The sequence below is a fragment of the Paenibacillus sp. NRS-1760 genome, assembly GCF_050467785.1.
Classification (GTDB): Bacteria; Bacillota; Bacilli; order Paenibacillales; family Paenibacillaceae; genus Pristimantibacillus.
The window spans coordinates 543094-562837 of record NZ_JBITPK010000010.1 but is presented as its reverse complement, the minus strand read 5'-3'; the positions used below and the strand labels follow the sequence as shown (position 1 = coordinate 562837).

The 19744-nt window shown below is 45.3% G+C and carries 16 protein-coding genes; 2 read left to right on the top strand and 14 right to left on the bottom strand.

What is annotated here, in order from left to right:
* The first annotated feature begins 180 nt into the window (after positions 1 to 180).
* Positions 181 to 1866 carry a dihydroxy-acid dehydratase gene (ilvD, locus tag ACIFSR_RS13520; protein WP_076270807.1) on the top strand — a complete coding sequence of 562 codons (1686 nt, stop codon included), beginning with the start codon at positions 181 to 183 and terminating at the stop codon, positions 1864 to 1866.
* 176 nt (positions 1867 to 2042) lie between these two features.
* Here the strand turns inward: ilvD and ACIFSR_RS13515 are convergent, their stop codons facing one another.
* Positions 2043 to 3434 (bottom strand): polysaccharide deacetylase family protein, encoded by a 1392-nt coding sequence (locus ACIFSR_RS13515; protein WP_339207921.1) that lies wholly within the window; start codon positions 3432 to 3434, stop codon positions 2043 to 2045.
* Positions 3435 to 3600: 166 nt separating this feature from the next.
* On the opposite strand from ACIFSR_RS13515, the gene ytvI reads away from it, so the two are divergent.
* Positions 3601 to 4764, top strand: coding sequence for a sporulation integral membrane protein YtvI (gene ytvI, locus ACIFSR_RS13510; protein ID WP_430057787.1), 1164 nt, complete (start codon positions 3601 to 3603; stop codon positions 4762 to 4764).
* A 68-nt stretch (positions 4765 to 4832) separates the two neighbouring features.
* On the opposite strand, the gene ACIFSR_RS13505 is transcribed toward ytvI, so the two are convergent.
* From ACIFSR_RS13505 to ACIFSR_RS13445, 13 genes are all read right to left on the bottom strand, one after another.
* The gene (locus tag ACIFSR_RS13505) at positions 4833 to 6956 is read right to left on the bottom strand and encodes a peptidoglycan D,D-transpeptidase FtsI family protein (protein ID WP_430057785.1); all 2124 of its coding nucleotides are present in this window, start codon (positions 6954 to 6956) and stop codon (positions 4833 to 4835) included.
* Positions 6957 to 7164: 208 nt separating this feature from the next.
* A complete protein-coding gene (locus ACIFSR_RS13500) occupies positions 7165 to 9381 on the bottom strand; it encodes a methyl-accepting chemotaxis protein (RefSeq protein ID WP_430057783.1) in 2217 nt (738 codons plus the stop codon).
* 198 nt (positions 9382 to 9579) lie between these two features.
* Positions 9580 to 10842, bottom strand: a complete 1263-nt coding sequence (locus ACIFSR_RS13495) for a peptidase U32 family protein (protein WP_339207918.1) — start codon at positions 10840 to 10842, stop codon at positions 9580 to 9582.
* Positions 10843 to 10994: 152 nt separating this feature from the next.
* Positions 10995 to 11927 carry a peptidase U32 family protein gene (locus ACIFSR_RS13490; protein ID WP_339207917.1) on the bottom strand — a complete coding sequence of 311 codons (933 nt, stop codon included), beginning with the start codon at positions 11925 to 11927 and terminating at the stop codon, positions 10995 to 10997.
* 54 nt (positions 11928 to 11981) lie between these two features.
* Complete coding sequence (gene mltG, locus ACIFSR_RS13485; RefSeq protein ID WP_430057781.1) at positions 11982 to 13088, bottom strand: endolytic transglycosylase MltG; 1107 nt, start codon at positions 13086 to 13088, stop codon at positions 11982 to 11984.
* 216 nt (positions 13089 to 13304) lie between these two features.
* Positions 13305 to 13616 (bottom strand): DUF1292 domain-containing protein, encoded by a 312-nt coding sequence (locus tag ACIFSR_RS13480; protein WP_054027280.1) that lies wholly within the window; start codon positions 13614 to 13616, stop codon positions 13305 to 13307.
* Positions 13616 to 13912 (bottom strand): DUF1292 domain-containing protein, encoded by a 297-nt coding sequence (locus ACIFSR_RS13475; protein ID WP_076270813.1) that lies wholly within the window; start codon positions 13910 to 13912, stop codon positions 13616 to 13618. The genes ACIFSR_RS13480 and ACIFSR_RS13475 overlap by 1 nt, the downstream gene beginning before the upstream one ends.
* An 8-nt stretch (positions 13913 to 13920) precedes the next feature.
* Complete coding sequence (gene ruvX / locus ACIFSR_RS13470) at positions 13921 to 14337, bottom strand: Holliday junction resolvase RuvX (protein WP_076270814.1); 417 nt, start codon at positions 14335 to 14337, stop codon at positions 13921 to 13923.
* Positions 14338 to 14458: 121 nt separating this feature from the next.
* Positions 14459 to 14725: an IreB family regulatory phosphoprotein gene (locus ACIFSR_RS13465; RefSeq protein WP_076270873.1), complete on the bottom strand. Its 267-nt coding sequence runs from the start codon at positions 14723 to 14725 to the stop codon at positions 14459 to 14461.
* 50 nt (positions 14726 to 14775) lie between these two features.
* Positions 14776 to 17409, bottom strand: coding sequence for an alanine--tRNA ligase (alaS, locus tag ACIFSR_RS13460; protein WP_430057779.1), 2634 nt, complete (start codon positions 17407 to 17409; stop codon positions 14776 to 14778).
* Between the two features lie 355 nt (positions 17410 to 17764).
* Complete coding sequence (locus ACIFSR_RS13455) at positions 17765 to 18835, bottom strand: AI-2E family transporter (RefSeq protein WP_076270816.1); 1071 nt, start codon at positions 18833 to 18835, stop codon at positions 17765 to 17767.
* A 155-nt stretch (positions 18836 to 18990) separates the two neighbouring features.
* On the bottom strand, positions 18991 to 19188 hold the full coding sequence (locus ACIFSR_RS13450) for a hypothetical protein (protein ID WP_054027275.1): 198 nt from the start codon (positions 19186 to 19188) through the stop codon (positions 18991 to 18993).
* Between the two features lie 13 nt (positions 19189 to 19201).
* A complete protein-coding gene (locus tag ACIFSR_RS13445; RefSeq protein ID WP_083682557.1) occupies positions 19202 to 19738 on the bottom strand; it encodes a PRC-barrel domain-containing protein in 537 nt (178 codons plus the stop codon).
* Positions 19739 to 19744 lie beyond the last annotated feature (6 nt).

Below are 19744 nucleotides of genomic sequence, written 5' to 3'. Positions count from 1 at the left end.
CATGAATAACCTGCATCATGTCCTATTGTTTCACGGAATATCACAATGTTTAAGCCAATTTTAATGTTTTTTTAACATTTATTTGCGAATGCCTTTCGGCCCTCCGTTATAGCCAACGCCTGTCCGTTGTGATAAAATCGAGAGTATTGATATTTTAATAAGCATATAGGGGGAACTTACATGGCGGCCAAAAGAATGCGTTCAGACATGATCAAAAAAGGATTCGACCGCGCACCGCATCGCAGCTTGCTTCGCGCCGCAGGCGTAAAAGAGGAAGATTTCGACAAGCCGTTTATCGCGGTTTGCAACTCGTATATTGATATTATTCCTGGTCACGTTCATCTACAGGAGTTCGGCAAGCTCGTTAAAGAAGCGATCCGTGAAGCTGGCGGCGTTCCTTTCGAATTTAACACAATCGGCGTTGATGATGGTATTGCAATGGGTCACATCGGTATGCGTTATTCACTTGCCAGCCGTGAAATTATTGCCGATTCCATTGAAACAGTCGTAAATGCTCACTGGTTCGACGGTATGGTTTGTATTCCAAACTGTGACAAAATTACGCCGGGCATGATCATGGGCGCACTTCGCGTCAATATCCCGACTATGCTTGTAAGCGGCGGACCTATGAAAGCCGGTAAAACATCCGATGGTCGTTCAATTTCACTCTCCAGCGTATTTGAAGGCGTAGGCGCTCACCAAGCTGGTAAAATCAATGACGATCAACTGATGGAGCTTGAACAATTCGGTTGTCCGACTTGCGGCTCTTGCTCCGGTATGTTTACGGCAAACTCCATGAACTGCTTGGCAGAAGGCATGGGACTTGCAATGCCTGGTAACGGCACGATTCTTGCTGTTTCTCCAGAACGCAAAGAGTTCGTTAAAGACGCTGCTCGCCAATTGATGAAAATCATCGAGCTAGGCATCAAACCTCGCGACATCGTTACAAAAGATACAATCGACAATGCATTTGCTCTAGATATGGCAATGGGCGGCTCAACAAACACAGTTCTTCACACGCTAGCAATCGCGCATGAAGCTGGAATCGAGTACCCAATTGAGCGTATTAACGAAGTAGCTGAACGCGTACCGCATTTGGCAAAAATCGCTCCTGCATCCGATTATCACATTGAGGATGTGCATAATGCAGGCGGCGTAAGTGCTGTCCTTAATGAGCTATTCAAGAAAGAAGGCGCATTGCATGGTGACTGCATCACCGTTACTGGCAAAACGCTTCGTGAAAATGTTATTGGCTGTGAAATTCAAGACACCGATGTTATTCATACCATCGACAACCCGCATACAGAACGCGGTGGTTTAGCTGTACTATTTGGTAATCTGGCTCCTCACGGCGCTATTATTAAAACAGGTGCAGTTGACAAGTCCGTTGGCGGCTACCACAAAGGTCCTGCTATCTGTTTCGATTCCCAAGACGAAGCGCTTCACGGCATCGCTAACGGAAAAATCAAAGAAGGTCATGTCGTAGTCATTCGTTACGAAGGACCACGCGGCGGCCCTGGTATGCCAGAAATGCTTGCACCAACTTCGCAAATCGTAGGTATGGGACTCGGTGCTAAGGTTGCCCTCATTACAGACGGACGTTTCTCCGGCGCATCTCGCGGCATCAGCATCGGCCACGCTTCTCCTGAAGCAGCTGAAGGCGGCCCTATCGCTTTCGTACAAGACGGCGATATCATCGAGATCGACATGAACAACCGTACGATGGATCTTCTTATTAGCGACGAAGAGTTCGAGAAACGCCGTTCCGAATGGAAAGGCTTCGAGCTAAAAATCAAGCGCGGCTACTTGGCTCGCTACGCTCACCTTGTTACATCTGCCAGCACGGGCGGCGTAATGAAAATGTAGTTATCGCCTTCAGTATCCTCTGGATGCTGAAGCAGCTTTGAGCAAAAAATATAAGGTAAGTTAGAAGAAGTGATTTCCTTCCTTATATTTAAACAAAAGGAGTGCAGGCTGGAAACAGCCTGCACTCCTTTATTTATTTAACATTCATTTGGATAAATGTCATTTATATCTCAACATTAGATCGCTGTTGTTTTTGTACCTAACTGCGCAGCTTCGTCGGCTGCTGCGTTTAAAGTTCTCTCTACTGTCTGGCTTATATCTTGAATCATGTTCAGCTGTGCCGTTGCATAGGACCTAATCGTTGCGACGGGCATTAACAGCATACGCGGCGAGATCAGTTCTCTTTTTTTCTTGCTCTGAGAAGTCTGCTTCGTGTTCGTTAATACTTTAATTAATACACGCAAATACACACGCGATGATCTGGCAAACCAGCCCTCAGGCAGCTGAAATATTTCAAATCCTAAACGATCAGCCCCGCGATGGATCATTGTAACCCCATATACCGCTTTGATGTCATTCGCATCTGTATCTTCAGCAAGCTGATTTGCGAGCAGCGGAAGAGCTTGCTCCACTTCACGCAGCATGCGAATACCTGTAGCTACAGGGGATTTTGAGGTTGCTGCAATCATCGACAATTTCTTGTTGTCAAAATGCAGTTCTGCAATACGGTCTCCCTTTGAGACGCGTCCTCCCTCTGCTAATTCAATGTCCTGACCAGTGTATGTGGTCACCCGGTAATGAAATGCTGCATCCTTCACATCACCAACGGTCTTCAAACGGAAAACGACGTGAAACAGACGCTCCCATGTCAGCCAAAGCGATATCATCGCTTTCTTCAAGAGTGATGTATGAGCAGCACGCGCTGCTTCAGATCGCTTCATCATTTCTTCAATGCCAACAAAGCGGAAACCTTGCTTCGTACCTTCTTCTAAGTAAGCCTCAAGTGCCGTAAGCATATTTCTCGGTGCATCCTTGTCCGCCCCAAAGGTCATGCCGCAATCATGCAATAGAATGACTTCACCGGGCCGAAGCTTTTTCATCATCCGGTTTTTCAATCGTTCTGACCCTAAACGTATCCGCCAATCACCGAACATTGCCGACCACAAAATAATTTGCAAATGGCCTAAGTTCGCATAATCGAATACATTTACGATTCCCCATGGCGGGCGATAATAAGTCGATCGCAATCCCGTAGCTTGCTCAATAATGTCAAGCGTACGCTCGATTTGGCGCTTAACCGTCCTCGGACGCATTAACCAGTTCGATTTATGAACGTAATTATGGACACCAATATTGTGACCCTCATCCTTCATCCGCTTCAGCAGCTCTTCTTGTCCCTCGGCATGTGAGCCGACAACAAAAAAGGTTGCCTTCGCATTGTAGCGGGCAAGAAGATCGAGCAATTGCGGCGTATAAATCTCATCAGGCCCATCATCGAACGTTAAAGATATTTCGTTTCCCACACGGCCCTTCTTAAAAACACGAAAGCCAAAAGTACGGCTAATGAGGCCAGGAAGAAACGCATAGAAGGATGCTACGTATAATCCCCATAACAGCAAATTTTCCATTTTGTTTTCCCCACCGTTATATGATTTAGTCGACGAATAAATAGCGGTACAAAACAACAACAGTAGTATTAATTGTAGCATAACGCAATTAAAAATAGGCATCTTTTTAAAAACTATAGTACAATCTTTATGGAAATATGAATATGGAAAAAGAAGGAGAAACATTATGCTGCCCTTTTACAAAAAGTATTGGCGAACCGCCTTTGACATCGCACTCATTGCACTAACTGTCTATTTAATTATGTTTTCTTTCAGCTATTTGTACCGAATCGCAACGCCTATATTTTTATCCTTTCTCATTTTCTTATGTATCGAGCCGCTGGCAAGGCGTCTAAATAAGCTTGGCATGAAAAAATCGATCGCTTCTGGCATTTCGATTCTGCTGTTCACTTTAATTTTACTTACCGCCTTCTCAGGCGCTGCTTATCTAATTACGAAGCAAGGAACTGAGCTCGTTAACAACTTCCCGAAATATCAAGAAATGCTCGCTATTCAAATCGCTAATCTGACTGAAGAGGTGCAAACCAGATTTGGGAATCTGCCCGCAGATTTGGATTTGGTTCAGCGCTCCAAAGACCTCATTGAAGGTGCTTCTTCAACCTTAGCATTATTTGGAAAGACTGTACTGCTTAGCATCATCGGGTACGTCACATCCTTCTCAACTTTCATCTTTAATTTTGTAGTCGGGATTATATTAGCTTATTTCTTAAGCATCGAAATTACGACTTGGAAAAAGACGGCCGAGGACAAAACGCCAAACACCTTCAAAACGGCATTTTTCTTCCTTAGAAACAATGTATTTAAAGGAATCGCGTTATATATTAAAGCGCAAGCCAAGATGATTAGTATCACCTTTGTCGTTATTTTGATCGCGCTCCTTCTGCTGCGCGTAGAAAATGCTTTTGTCATAGCAGTCGTATCCGCTATCTTCGACATTTTGCCGCTGCTCGGCGTAGGCACTATTTTTATCCCATGGATTATTTACTTAATTATTGTCGGCAAAGTCTCGCTTGCCATTTGGCTGTCCGTCCTCTTTCTCGCAGTTGTGCTTACACGCCAAATTCTTGAACCAAAAATTACAGGCGACTCCTTAGGCGTATCCGCCTTTACAATGCTCGCTTTCATGATTGTATCCTTATCGCTTTTCGGCGTCGCAGGTGTCATATTATCACCTATTCTTATGATCTTAATCAAAGCGCTGTATGATCAAGGTTATTTCCACCGCTGGATTCACGCTCCGCAGGGGGAATACGACAACCCTTCGGACAAGCCGGACGACACTGATAGTATATCGGTGAAAATAAATAACAAGGACATCAAGGAACAATAATACGAAAATAAAATAGAGCCACCCCATTGCAAACGAACGTTGATCCGTCTGCAATGGGGTGGCTCATTTTATTTGGAATGGCGTGCGGCGATATCCATGACGCCGCGGAAGAGCTTAGTCGCCTGGTGTGAGCTCCCAGGCGGCTTGTTCTCCACGAGGACGGCTACGGCGTATCGTGGAGCTTTGACCGGGCCGTAGCCCGCAAACCACTGGTGGTTGCGGGCGATTCCGGCCTGAGTCGTTTCGGCGGTGCCGGATTTGCCGGCAATCGCCCACAGCCCTTGGCGGATCGATCGACCGGTTCCATGGTCGACGACCGCCTGCATGCCGCACAGCAGCGCATGCGCCGTGGCCGGTTTAATCCGGCCACGGATCGCTTGCGCGCGCTGCGCGGGCAGCTTCACCATCCGCTGGCCGTTGGCATAGCGGATTTCACTCACTAGGCGCGGCTCCATTACGCGCCCCTCATTCAGCAGCGTTACAATCAGATTTGCCGCTTGCAGCGGCGACATCCTTACATCACGCTGCCCAAGCGCGCTTTGCGCGAGCACACCGCCATCGACGCCAGCCAGCATGGCTGCTTCTTCCCGCGCTTGCTGCGCCGCATTAAACTTCCCGCTCCGCTTCGCATTACGCTTCCCATTGCCATTACCCTTGCCATTTTCATTCTCATTACCGCTGCTATTGCCATTACCATTTCCATTATCGCTGCCACTTCCGTTGCCGTTGCCGTTGCCGTTGCCATTTCCATTCTCATTGTCACTGCCGTTATCATTGCCACTTCCACTGCCACTCTCATTCACATGCCCATTCCCAATCGCATGTTCACTCTCGTGCTCATGCTCACCAATCTCAACGCCGCTATTCCAAGCGAGCTTGCTCTTAACGGCTGCAAACAGCTGTCCGCGATCTTCCTCCTCAAGCAGTCTCAGAGGTGATGTAAAGGGGCCAAACGCTTCATCGCGATGCCATCCCACTTGCTGCCCTATCCCGAGCAAATCCGCGGTCCGCTTCAACTGCTTAGCTTCAAGCCGCTCAGCCACTGTTGCAAACACGATATTGCAAGATTGCGCCAAGCCCTCTTGGAGTGACAAGCGGCCGTGTCCGCCTTCCTTCCAGCAGGATAAGCCATATTTGCCGTATTCACCATTGCAAAAAAACGTTTCATGCTGATTCACTACACCCGCCTCCAGCGCAGCTGCTTCCGCAACTAGCTTGAACACAGAGCCGGGAGCGACCGCCTTGATTGCATGATTAGCCCACTCGCTGCCGTCGGAGCTTTGGAACTGTCCTGGCTTCAATTGCGGCCGCGATACCATCGCTACAATATCCGCATTGCTCGCATCCAGCACAACGATTGCTCCCTCTTGCAAGCCTTGTGCATCCACATACGCTTCGATTTCGTTTTGCAGCTGCAAATCAATCGTCGTCATCGCTTTAAGAGGATAATATCGATTGCCAGGCTGCGTAATCCGCATATCAAGGCCGTGCATTGGAGCATTACGTCCATCCAGGAAGTAGGAAACAGAAGTAGCCCCTACTCCATGCAGCAGCATGTCCAGCGATTTCTCCAGACCCGACCCGCCAACCTGATCTACTAGCTTTCTTTTGCCGCTTACGAGATCTTCCGCATGGTTAGTCTGCAGCCACTCAGGATGCTGGCTTGTAAAGCCAATCAGATGCTTCGGATCAAAATCCGGCAAATAGCGATTACGATAAGGAAGCACACGTATACCGTTTAGCTCAAGTTTTTTTAGGCGGGTAATTTGATCATTTGTCAGTCGCAAAGGCGCTTGCATCCCATCAGCCTTCCAAAACACAGGCTCTCGCACAGCATCCCATTTCTGCTGCAGCTGCTCCGTGGTTACGCCTAGTAAACGGCTAAGCTCAGCTAAACTTTTTTCTTGACCACGCAGCTCTGCCCGTACGGGAAATAAGGCAACGGCCGAGTAAGTTTCACCTGTTATCGGTTTTCCATAGCGATCATAAAAGTCACCTCTGCCTGTGTCCAGCACCAAGTTTCGTTGACGCTGCTGAACTGACAGCCGTTGCCATCCTCCCCGGTTTGCCAGTGGAGAAAGGACCGCTGAAGAAGAGCTTCCAGGCATCAATTGAATCCACGCTAAGCGGCCAATATAAAGCATCATTATTAAACTAATGAAACAAGCAGCCATTGTTATTCGTTTAATCATGTCCCGTTCTCATCCTGCGAAAGCTCCTTTTTAATGCTGCCTAATGTTTGATAAGCGCTGGAATCGTTATTATACGTTCATTATCTCCTTCCGCGGCTCTCCTTCAAACATCCATTCTATTTTCTACAACAAAAAAAGAGCTGTTCAGCATTAACTGCCTGAATAGCTCTTCCTTCAATATTAACAATTTAATAGGATACCGTGATTGCTAATTAATTTTAAATTTAGAAAGTGAATCCTTGAGCTCACGAGACACCGTATCCAGCTTCTCCGACAAGCGTACCATACCATCGCTAATGCTTAGCTGTTCTGTGCTGAGTGATGCGACTTCTTCTGATGTAGCGGAAGATTCTTCAGCTACTGCACTCACGTTAGTCATCGCTTCTCCTAATACGACTTGCGATTCATCCAATTGCCCGATTGAATCCGTAACAAGATCCAACTTCTTAACTAGTTCTCCCATTTGGCCAGAAACGGTTAAGAAAATTTGATTCGCTTCTTTTACAGAACCGATTTGCTCTTGGAATAACGGATAGGCATCGGACAAAACATGAACGGTCTCGTCAATCTCGCCTCTAATTTTCTCCGTTATTTGACCAACAACGTCAATGGATTGGCGGCTTTGATCCGCCAGCTTGCGAATTTCATCGGCAACGACCATAAAGCCTTTTCCTGCTGCGCCAGCGCGAGCAGCTTCAATCGTCGCATTCAATGACAAGATGTTCGTTTGCTTCGTTAAGCTATTGAGCACGTCTAGGATTTTTACGATTGAGCCAGTGCTTTCCTTCAAAGCATCAACCTTCTCTACCATAGAACGGGTCATTTCTTCCGTCATGCTCGTTTTTTGAATAAGTACGCCCATATAGTTTGTTCCCTGCTCACTTGCCTTCTCAACGGCTTGCGCAGAGTTCACCATTTGTTCGTTGGCTGCAATAACTTTTTTCATTTGAACATCGATGTTTCCTGTAAGGTCAGAACCTCGCTCTGCTTCAACAGCCAAGCTTGTTGCTCCTCCCGCGATCTCCTCTGTTGCGACTGCAATCTCCTTAGCAGAAATAGCTGTTTTCCGAGAAGCATCTCCGAGCTCAGTAGCTGTAACCAGTACATCCTCAGCTGATCTTGTCGTCTGTACTGCAAGAGCAGTTATTTGTGTCATCATAAGATTAAAGCTGTCGCTTAGCTCACCAATTTCATCTTGGCGTTTTTTCATGACAGATCGTACGGTCAGGTTGCCGCTTGCTCCTTCAGTCATTAGGTTGCGAAGCTTAACCAGTGGCTGTGCAATCGTCATAATTACGAGAATACCGATTGCAATGGCAATAAGTGCTGCGATAAATACCGTAATCCATGTCAAATTTTGAATCGCTTTAGCATCTTTTACTAGCTCTTTTACCGGTACCGTGCCTAGCAGCTTCCAGTTCATCGATTCGAATGTTTTGTATGTAGCCAAAACCTCAGCACCATTTGTCGTTTTCATTTTCGACGAATCCTCAAGCGCTTTATCGCCTTCGGTTGGGAATGTAATACTCGCTGGCTTGCCTACCAATTCTGGATCATTATTTGTAATATATTCACCGTTTGCATTCACGATCGAAAGCTGGCTTCCTTCACCATGGTTAACTTCTTCGAAGCGTTTCGCAAGCGTCGAGGCTTGCACCTCCAGCAGCAGTACATAAGATGCTTCACTTGAAGTTATATCTTTAATGAGTCGACTCAAGCCTATGGTAGGAGCACCCGCTGGATCTGACAAGCCTTCAGGCTGTGGCGGAATCCAGTTTGTTTTCCCCGCATTTTCGACAGTTTCCATAAACCATGCTGTTTTCATTAATTTCTCCGCAGTACCGGTGGTTGCCCGGCCGGATGTTACAACCGTCAATTTCGGATTTACTGGCAGCAGCATCATGGAAACGATCGTATTATTACCCATAACGTAAGATTGCATTTTGTCGCTTAAATTACGCGATGCCTCAAACTTGCTGAAATCGTCTTCGCCATTAAGCATTTTTCTTACAATTTCATGGAAGCTTTTATCAATTAATATTTGCAGCGATAAATCCTCATAAGTCTTGAAAATAACGTCCATATTGTTTGCAACCTGATTGATCGTTTGAAAGCTTGCTTCTGAAACTTTATTTTCAATAATCGACTTCGACTTTGAATAAGCCATTAGACCTACTGTCAATACACACGCGATAATACTGCAAAAGATAATCGTAAACAGCTTCGTTCCTACTGATTTAATTGGATTTGACAGCTTTGTGCTTTTTACAGATACCGTCGCTGCCTTTGCTGCCTGTGATAAAGATTGGATTTTTGATGACGCTTTCATACTTGTACCTGACTTAATTTCGTTTGTGCTATTTTGCTCTTTTTCCTGTTTCTGTTTCTTTGTTTTCTTCTTTTTTTGTTCTTCTTGGTTTTCCATGAGGGAAGACACCGCCTTTAATATTGTAAGTCCAAAATAGTACGTTTGCTGCTAGCGCATCTTGCCGAAATATGTATTTACAGTAGATTTACAGTATATTATTTTATATCGACACATTCTTGTCATTTCATAATAATAAATACAAAAAAAAGAGTCTTATTTTCTAAAAAAATAAGACTCTAGTCATGTTTTGCTTATTTACTTCTTCCCGATCTTCTTTCTCATCATATCCATCGGTTTAACCGGCTTTAACGTACGAATGCGAATATGCTGCAAAGGATGGCGAGCCGCTTCAAGCGCATTGCCGTCTGTATCCGTAATTTCGGTTACCGTTTGCTTGAAAAAAGTTCCCTTCGGACCAACAAATTCGATTTCTTGTCCGAGTTTAAAGTGATTGCGCTGCTGCACGATCGCAAAACCCGTTTTATCATTATAATCTACGACTACTCCAGCAAAATCATATGGCGCTGCTTTTTCCTCTGGCTCATAAATATGATCCTCCGCACCCGGTGTATCAAGGAAAAATCCAGTGTTTAGCGGACGGTTGGCAGCCTTATTTATCTCATCCACCCATTCCTGCTTCAGCTCGAAATGCTCAGGATCAGCGAAATACGCATCAATCGCTTGACGATAAACATTAACGACTGTCGCCACATAGTGAATGCTTTTCATTCGTCCTTCGATTTTGAAGCTGTCAACGCCAACTTCGATAAGCTCCGGCAAATATTCAATCATGCATAGATCTTTAGAGCCCATTGTGAACTTATCTTCTTCTTCCGGGTACATTGGCATATCGTCAACAAACAAATCATATTTCCAGCGACATGACTGACAGCAGCCTCCACGATTGGAGTCACGATCCGTAAAATGATTAGACAATACGCAGCGACCAGAGAAAGATGAGCACATAGCACCATGAATAAACGCTTCAATCTCAATATCAACATTTTTTTTTATTTCTGCAATGTCTTTAAAGCTCGTTTCACGGGCCAGCACAACGCGCGGCAAGCCTTCTTCCTTCCAGAACTGCACAGCCTGCCAATTCAGCGTGGATTGCTGCGTGCTCAAATGAACCTCAAGCTTAGGAGCTACTCGCTGCGCCGTTTCAATAATGGCAGGATCTGCGGCAATGATAGCTGAGATTCCTGCTGCTTCTAGATTGCGCAAGTAGTCTTCAAGTCCCTCTACATCCTCATTGTGCGCATATATATTTGTCGCGACAAACACCTTTGCACCATAACGGTTGGCGAACTCAACGCCTTCCTTCATTTCTTCAAAGCTGAAATTGTCTGCATTGGAGCGCAAGCCATACTTTTGACCGCCGATATAAACCGCGTCAGCTCCGTAATGAATCGCGAATTTCAGCTTCTCTAAATTCCCGGCTGGTGCGAGCAGCTCCGGCTTGTCCAGCCGATGGCGTTTGCCTTGATAGCGAGGTGTCGTCTTCTCAATTGTTGTCACTATGTGTACCTCCTAAGTTTTGCGAAGCAAAACTCACTTCGTAAGCATTAACTTTGGTTTTGCGAAGCAAAACTCACTTCGTAAGCATTAACTTATTAATAGACTTGCTCTTTGAAGAAGAAGCCAAAACTCACTTCGTAAGCATTAACTTATTAATAGACTTGCTCTTTGAAGAAGAAGCCAAAACTCAGCTCTCGCTGCGGATTCTGGACTTTCTTAATCGCGTCAAGCCATTCCTCTTGGAAAATGTAGCCCTCTGGATCAGCCAAATAGGCATCGATTGCTTGCCGATATGAACGCACAACAATTTCGTTGTACTCGGTAGATTTCATTAATCCCTCAATCTTCAAGCTGGTTACTTTAGCATCCAGCAGCTCATGAAGGTTCTCTACCATACAAACATCATCCGAGCTCATAATATGAGTGCCGTTCGCATCTTCGTAGATTGGATAACGCTCGTCCTGCCGCTCCGCTTCCATCACATAAAGCCCACGATCCTTGTCTTTCTCCGGAAGCCGATCCGTCTCCGACTGATGCTCCATATAGCTCTCTACAAGCGAACGCTTCGAATGATAAATATTCGTCATCCCATGCACATGTACTTGAACCTCAAGTTCTGTACTAGCCGTTGTCTCGCAAACCTGTTCCATATTGAGTTCGCGTGCGAGCACATATCTAGTAGCACCTCTGCGGCCCCAATAATTAGCTGTAACATAATTAGTTGAGGTCATTTCGGCATTCCAGTGCAGCGCCATGCCTGGGGCATGCAGCCTAGCAGCCATTAAGACCGCAGGGTCGCCGAATACTAGTGCATCAACGCCAGCTTCAGCAAGCGAGGATACATAATCATTTAATGAATCCGCTGCTTCATTATCCATAAGATTGTTAAGGGCAGCATAGATTTTCACACCCTTAGGCTTAGCGAGCTTTACGGCCTGCGCTATCATTTCTTTGTTAAACTCTCCTGCTAATCGCATACCGTAGCGTGCTTCGCCAATGACAAAAGCATCCGCGCCTGCGGCCATGAGCCTCTCCAGCTCTTCTATAGAAGCAGCGGTAGCTAACAATTCCGGCTTGTACGCCATACTTGATCCTCCTTAAAAACACCGTCAAGCTTCGTTTCCTATCTAATCGTATGACTACCCAGCCGTCTGATTACTTTTCTCGATGTTTTTCAAATGCTCTTTATATGTTTTTGCGAACAAATGAGTCTGACTTCCATCCTTCTTGGTTACATAGAAAAAATATTCCGTATCTTCCGGATATATAGCCGCTTCAATCGACTTAAGGCTTGGACTTGCGATAGGTCCAGGCGGCAAACCTTCTACCTTATACGTGTTATAAGGACTGTCTACAAGCAAATCCTTCTCATAAAGACGTTCCTTAGGCTTATCTAATGAATATTGAACGGTAGCATCAATTTGAAGCTTCATGCCATCGGCAATCCGGTTATAAATAATGCCCGATACGAGAGCTCTTTCCTCGTCCACAACGACTTCACGCTCTACAAGCGACGCGATTGTCAGCATATCATGAAAGGACATTTTTTTCTCTTCAAGCACTTCCATCCAGCCCTCTGGAAGCTCAGCAAGCTTCCGGTCGAGTTCAAGCGCCATCCGTTTAATAATATCTTCTTCTGTGCTTTCTTTTTTCATCTCATACGTTTCAGGGAACAGATAACCTTCAAGACGCTGATGCAGCTTATCGTTATTGGGAATGGTTCGAACAGCCTCCGCATCACCCCAATTGTTTTCCGATGCAATTAATCCAATAAACTTTTCTTTGTTGATCAATTTCTCTTGAGCAAGCTTGTCAGCAATTTGCAATACGGTAAAGCCCTCAGGAATCGTGAATCGAATCGTTTCTGCTTCTACGGTGTCGCCAGCATTTAGCTTGGCTATAATGGCTTCATTATTCATGCCGGGGTTAAGCTCATAAAGTCCCGCCTGAAAGCGGCCGCCTTGATCCTTAAGCTTCAAATAATATTTAAAAATAAATGCATTTTTAATGATCCCTTGCTCTTCCAGTAATTCTGCAACCTCATTCGCAGATGTTCCTCTTGGAATATCAATCTTCTGAACCGCTCCAGCAGCTGTTGGCTTCAAGCTGCTCCACACATACAAAGCAACGCTTCCAGCACCAATGATCATAATTCCTAACAAGCTTAAAATAACCCATAATGTAATGCGGCTTTTCCTCGGTCCCGATGATGATTGTTGCTCAAGGTGCTGTGATGACTTGTCCAAAATTAGACCCCCTTTTTATAATGCATCATTTCCGGTATATCGATTTGCGCAGGCGAAATGGCTGAGACCATCCTATGGTGGCTCAGCTGAAAATGCTGTTAAACAGGTTAATGAAGTGAATTACTACCGCATGTTTGAGTAATTAACGCTAAACATGGAACAAAAGAGCGGTTATTGGCCGCTCTCTCGTTAGATGCATATACATTACACGACGTTTTATGGACGCTCGTCAGTAGCAAACAATAAATCATCGTACGCTTCTGATGCAGCTTCCCACTCTTCATCGTTTTCGATGTTTTCCAACTGCGGTTCACCATCGACTTGAATGACGCGGAATAGCTCAACATCATCCTCGCCACGCATCGGATCCGATTGCAGGGCTGCATAAATGCGATCCCCTAGCTGAAACTCAGCTTTAATATCGTATACCTCTACGCTGCCGTCATCTGCTTCAAGCTCAATTTCATTGCCGAATGCCGCTCGTAGCGTATTCAGCTTCTTAGGTGCTTCATGCTCTGTGCCGGACATTAATTTTCTTCCTCCATCTCACCAAGGAGAGTGTTGAACGTTTCCTCAACCATATTCCATTCTTCTTCATCTTCAATGGTATACAGCTTCAGGTCATCGCCTTCTTCTTCATAACGGAAAGCATATACTTCATCTTCCTCGTCATTTTCTCCATGAAGCGGAACTACCATCATATATTTCTGATCGGAACCATCAACTTCAAATTTCATGATGACTTCGAATTCCTCTTCGTTTCCTTCTTCATCCGGGATATAAATAATTTCCGGCTCTTCGAATTCCAACTCTTCATTTGTCATGTTTACCCTCACCTTTTCGCTTTAGAATCGAGATAATTTTGCAAAATAAGCGTTGCCGCCATTTTGTCTATTACGAGCTTTCGCTTCTTCCGGCTGACGTCCGCTTCAATAAGCGTTCGTTCGGCAGCTACCGTTGTCAGCCTTTCGTCCCAAAGGTGAACAGGTATGTTTAGTTTCTGCTTAATCTGTTCTGCAAATTCTATACAAATTTCTCCACGTGGACCGATGGTGCCATTCATGTTTTTTGGAAGACCAACAACAATTTCACTAACCTCATGCTCCTTAACCAGATCGGCAATACGGTCAAACTCACTATGGTCTCGCCTTCGTTCAATAACACCAGTTCCTTGCGCGGTCCAACGAAAAGCGTCGCTGACAGCAACTCCTATGTTGCGGTCACCGTAATCAAGTCCCATCAATCTCATGTCTTGTCCGGCTCCTGCCTCATTAGTTAAAATATAAGAATTTATAAGTTTATCTGCTTATAAACTGCTTATATTTCTCTGCGAAACGATAGCTAAGCCTCCTAAGGGGGGCTTTAGCCGTTTACGCTTGTTGTTTCTTATGGTTTAGATAAAACCGGACAAGCTCTTCGATTAATTCGTCTCGTTCCTTCTTGCGAATTAAACTCCTGGCGTTGTTATGCCGCGGAATATACGCGGGATCTCCGGACAGCAAATACCCAACGATCTGGTTAATCGGATTATACTCTTTCTCTAGAAGCGCTTCATGCACGGATAGCAGAATGTCTTGAGAAGATTCAACCCCCTCCGCCTTCACGTTAAATTTCATTGTTTTGTCCATGGAACTCATCGCCAGCACCTCGCTTTCCAAACCGCATTTCAATGAGATATACACTCATATCATATCACATTTGTTTGATTAAGAACTAGTTCTTCTGTAAGTTTCAACGCTTCATCCAACTTCGTTGTGTCTTTTCCGCCTGCTTGCGCCATATCTGGGCGTCCGCCGCCGCTGCCGCCGCAATGAATTGCAGCTTCTTTTACAATTTTGCCCGCATGGAAACCTTTTTTAATTAAATCTGCAGAAACGGCAGCTGCAAGGTTCACTTTGTCATCCGAAATCGCACCAAGCACGATAACACTTGACTCCAGCTTCAGCTTCAATTCATCAACTATGCCGCGAAGCGCGTCCATTGAAGGAGCATTCACTTTTGCGCAAAGGACAGTGATGCCATTCACTATTTTCGCGTTTTGCTCAAGTGATCCTGCTTCGATCCGGCTCAACTTCGCTTGAAGGGATTCATTCTCGCGAGAGAACTCCTTCACTTGACCGAACAATGCTTCAATCCGTTTTGGCACATCATTTGCATTTGATTTCAGAAGTGCAGCCGATTGCTTAAGCAGGTCAAGCTGACCATCTAAATAGTTATACGCATGTTTACCCGTAACGGCTTCAATTCTTCGAACACCCGACCCAATACCGCTTTCGCTTAACAGCTTGAACAATCCGATTTGTGATGTATTGCTTACATGACAGCCTCCGCATAGCTCCAAGCTATAGCTGCCAACTTGAACCACACGAACCTCATCGCCGTATTTCTCGCCGAACAACGCCATCGCGCCCATCGCTTTAGCTTCATTCAATGATTTCGTTTCGATGGATACTGGAGTTCCAAGCCAAATTTGCTCATTGACGCGGCGTTCAATCGTTACTAGCTCTTCAGCAGTTATACTGCCAAAGTGCGAGAAGTCAAAGCGCAGGCGTTCAGCCTCTACCGAAGAGCCCGCTTGATTGACATGATCGCCAAGCACTTCTTTGAGCGCTTTATGAAGCAAATGCGTTGCCGTATGGTTTTTGATAATGTCATCGCGCACAGCTCTAGCAACGCTCGCCTCTACTGCTTCACCTGTACGAGCAGTACCTGAGGTAACAACAGCATGATGGACGCTTTGACCGTGCGGTGCTTTAGTTACTTCTTCAACCTGAAGCGTAAAGCCATTGCCCGTAATCGTTCCTGTATCTCCGATTTGTCCGCCGCTTTCTGCATAGAAAGGTGTGCGATCCAATATCACAACGACTTTGCTTCCTTCTGGAGCCGATTCAACCAACAGATCCTCATGAACGATGGCAATGATTTTGGACTCAGTTACCAGTTCATTATAGCCAACAAACTCACTTTTAACCGTGAAATCGCCGAGCGGTCCGCCTTGAACCTTCATGCTTCCAGTATCTTGGCGAGCTGCGCGGGCACGGTCGCGCTGTGCTTCCATCGCTTCGTCGAATCCAGCACGATCAACCGTCATTCCATTTTCTGAAGCAAAGTCCTCCGTCAGATCGAAAGGAAAGCCGTAAGTATCATACAAGCGGAATGCATCATCGCCATTAATCTCTTTTTGGCCAGCTTTCGTACCAGCAGCTACCAGATCAGACAGCATAGCTAGTCCATCGGACAATGTCTCATGGAAACGCTCTTCTTCCGTACGGATAACCCGCTCGATAAATTCACGTTTTTCTACAACCTCTGGATAATAAACGCCCATAACCTCGCCAACAATTGAAGTCAGCTCATGCAAAAACGGACGGTCGATTCCGATTGTTTTTCCGTAACGAACAGCTCTGCGAAGCAAACGGCGAATGATGTAGCCACGGCCTTCGTTAGATGGCATTACGCCATCACCTACTGCGAACGCTACTGTACGAATATGATCGGCAATAACTTTAAGCGCAACATCATGCTCTTCATTCACTTTGTAGCTTACTTTCGCAATTTCACAAGTGCGGTCGATAATGGGACGGAATAAATCCGTATCAAAGTTCGAATCCACATCTTGCAAAATAGAAGCAAAACGCTCAAGTCCTGCGCCTGTATCGATGTTTTTGATTGGAAGCGGCGTGTAGCTGCCGTCTTTATTATGATTGAATTGTGAGAATACAACGTTCCAAACTTCTAGGAAACGCTCGTTCTCACCGCCTGGCCAGCATTCTGGGTCCGAAAGATCGCCATATTTGTCACCGCGGTCATAGAAAATTTCAGTACAAGGTCCGCAAGGGCCCTCTCCAATATCCCAAAAATTTTCTTCCAGCTTATAAATTCGTTCAGCAGGAAGGCCAATTTTCGTATTCCAGAACTCGAATGCTTCTACATCTTCTGGATATACCGTTACCGACAAGCGATTAGGATCAAAACCAATCCATTTTGGCTCAGTCAGAAACTCCCATGCCCAAGTAATAGCTTCTTCCTTGAAGTAATCACCGATCGAGAAATTGCCCAACATCTCAAAAAACGTATGATGACGGCGGGTTTTGCCTACGTTTTCGATATCATTCGTACGAATGCACTTCTGTGAATTCGTAATACGCGGGTTTTCTGGAACGATGCGTCCGTCAAAATAAGCCTTTAGCGGCGCCATACCTGCATTAATCCATAGCAAGGACGGGTCATTATGCGGTACAAGCGATGCACTTGGTTCAATTTTGTGGCCTTTGCTTTCAAAAAATGCAAGCCATTTTGCACGAATTTCACTAGCTTTCATTAGGATGAGCCCCCTTCAAATGATAAAACACAAAAAAAGCCCCTGTCATTGACAGGGACGAATAGAATCGCGGTACCACCCTGGTTATTGCCTCGCTGCAAACAGCTAGAGCAATCGCCTTCATTAGACATTAACGGGTCCAACCGGTGAAGTTCATTCACACTCCGAAAATAGCTTTCGGCCACTCTTCGTTATAAAAGCTCTCTCAACCGACGCGGCTGCTTATCGAAAAGCAAATGCGAAGAAGCTTTCTCTCTGGCTAACGGGCATTGGCTTACTTCATTTCATCAACGATTTATTCCCTTATAATTGACACTTGATTATTTTAAAATTATAGCCACAGCCTATCCGCCTGTCAAATAATCTTTCTTCGCACGTAGTAGGCGAACATATGCTGAATGATCACTTTGCAGGCTGCAAAAATAGGAACCGCCAAAATCATGCCAACAATGCCTGCAATCTCCCCTCCGACCAGCAATGCAAAAATGATCGACAAGGGATGCATATGGAGAGTACGGCCAACTACTTGTGGAGAGATTACGTTACCTTCGAGTATTTGGCACAGGGTGTTGATAATCGCGACAAGGATGACCATCTTAATGGAAACCGTAGATGCCATTAGTATTGCAGGTGCTGCTCCAAAAAAAGGACCGAGATACGGAATGACATTCGTTATCGCAACGATGCCGGCAAGTAGCAGCGCATAAGGCATGCCGATCAACAGGTACCCGAAATAAGCAAGCACGCCAACGATAATACAAACCAAAAACTGTCCGCGAATATAGCTGCCAAGTGCCGTATCGATATCTTTAAGCAGCCTGACCGTATTTTTGCGATGTGATTTGGGTACATACGTAATGACCGTTCTTTCAAACACATCAAAATCCTTTAATATGTAGAAAGCGAGAAACGGAATAATGAACGCGATAAACACTGCATTTAACATGGACCCAATATTGTTAACAAAGTTGAACAAACTCTCCGACAGCTTTTTTTCCATATGCAAAAGTGACTTATTAAGCCCACTTCGAATACTCTCCGGTAAAAAAGAAGTGTTGTTAATGTCCGTGACGATATTTTGAGCACGCATGGAAAGCTCAGGCACATGACGATTGATTTCCTGTACTTGTTCGATGAACATTGGAATCAAGTTAACGAGAATCACCGTAATGACTGCACAAAACACTGCATATATGAGCAGCACGGCAATCGTCCTAGGAACCTTTCGGTCATGCAGCATCGTAACGATCGGATTCAGCACATAAGAAATTATCATCGCGATTATAAATGGAGCAAAAACGGCTTTTACAAACACATATACGTTCACAATAAGCGGTTTTATAAGCAGCATAAGATAAATCGCAAGCAGACCCAAAATGATGTAAACCAGCCAGACAAACAGACGGTTCTTCGTAAAGCGCTCCACCGTCCTCACCCCCGAACTTTCTTTATCCGCTTCGCTCTTAGCAAGACAAGCCGAACTAGTTCAGTATATGTACAAGCGCCCTAAATCATCCTATAACAGCAAAAAAAAGACGGCCAAAGACCGTCTTTTGATATTCAAGTTTATAGCAACGCACGTCAGTTGACGTGAACTTGTGTAATTTCTTCCTCAAAGAACAAGTCGTCGAGTGAGCTTAACGTGCCATCCTCTTCCACTTGGTAAACCGACATTTTGTCGCCGTTAACCGTCAGTTCAATGAAGCAGCCCCAGCAATAAAACTGGTGGGAACCGATCTTTCCGATATCTTTCGAATTACAATTCGGACATCTCATCATCTTTCATTTCTCCCTATCCTCTGAAATTGGAAGCTGCGACAGGCTCCAATTCCGCTTCACTGACAGCAGGAACAATAATCGCGTCTTCCCCGAGTAATACGCTATCCGGATCACTCGGCGCCTTCAGCCATCTGCGCCCTTCCATCAGATCCGAAACAAAACCGTCCGTAAGCTCGTAGCCTATTATTTGTGTACCCTCTTTTGGGTAAAAATAAACATCCGACACTCTGCCAAGTTGAATACCTTGTACAGTTACGACGGGCAGATCCTTTAATTTCACTAATCCTGTGTCATAAGAACGTAGCAATTGCTTCGACTTCATCCGAACGATCGCCGCTTCACTTGCTATAATAACGGTGTCCTCTCCGCAAGATATCACGTGAGTCCACTCCACTATTTTTACGGAGGAAGCAAACCACTTGGGACAATCGAGTATTAGCCCTTTCAGCTGCCAATGCTCATCGAACCAGGCGTCCTTGACAGTTCCAACAAGTTTGCCGGAATGGATAACGATTACGGGTAGTCCAATAAGCCGTTGAAGTTTGATCACGCTTAG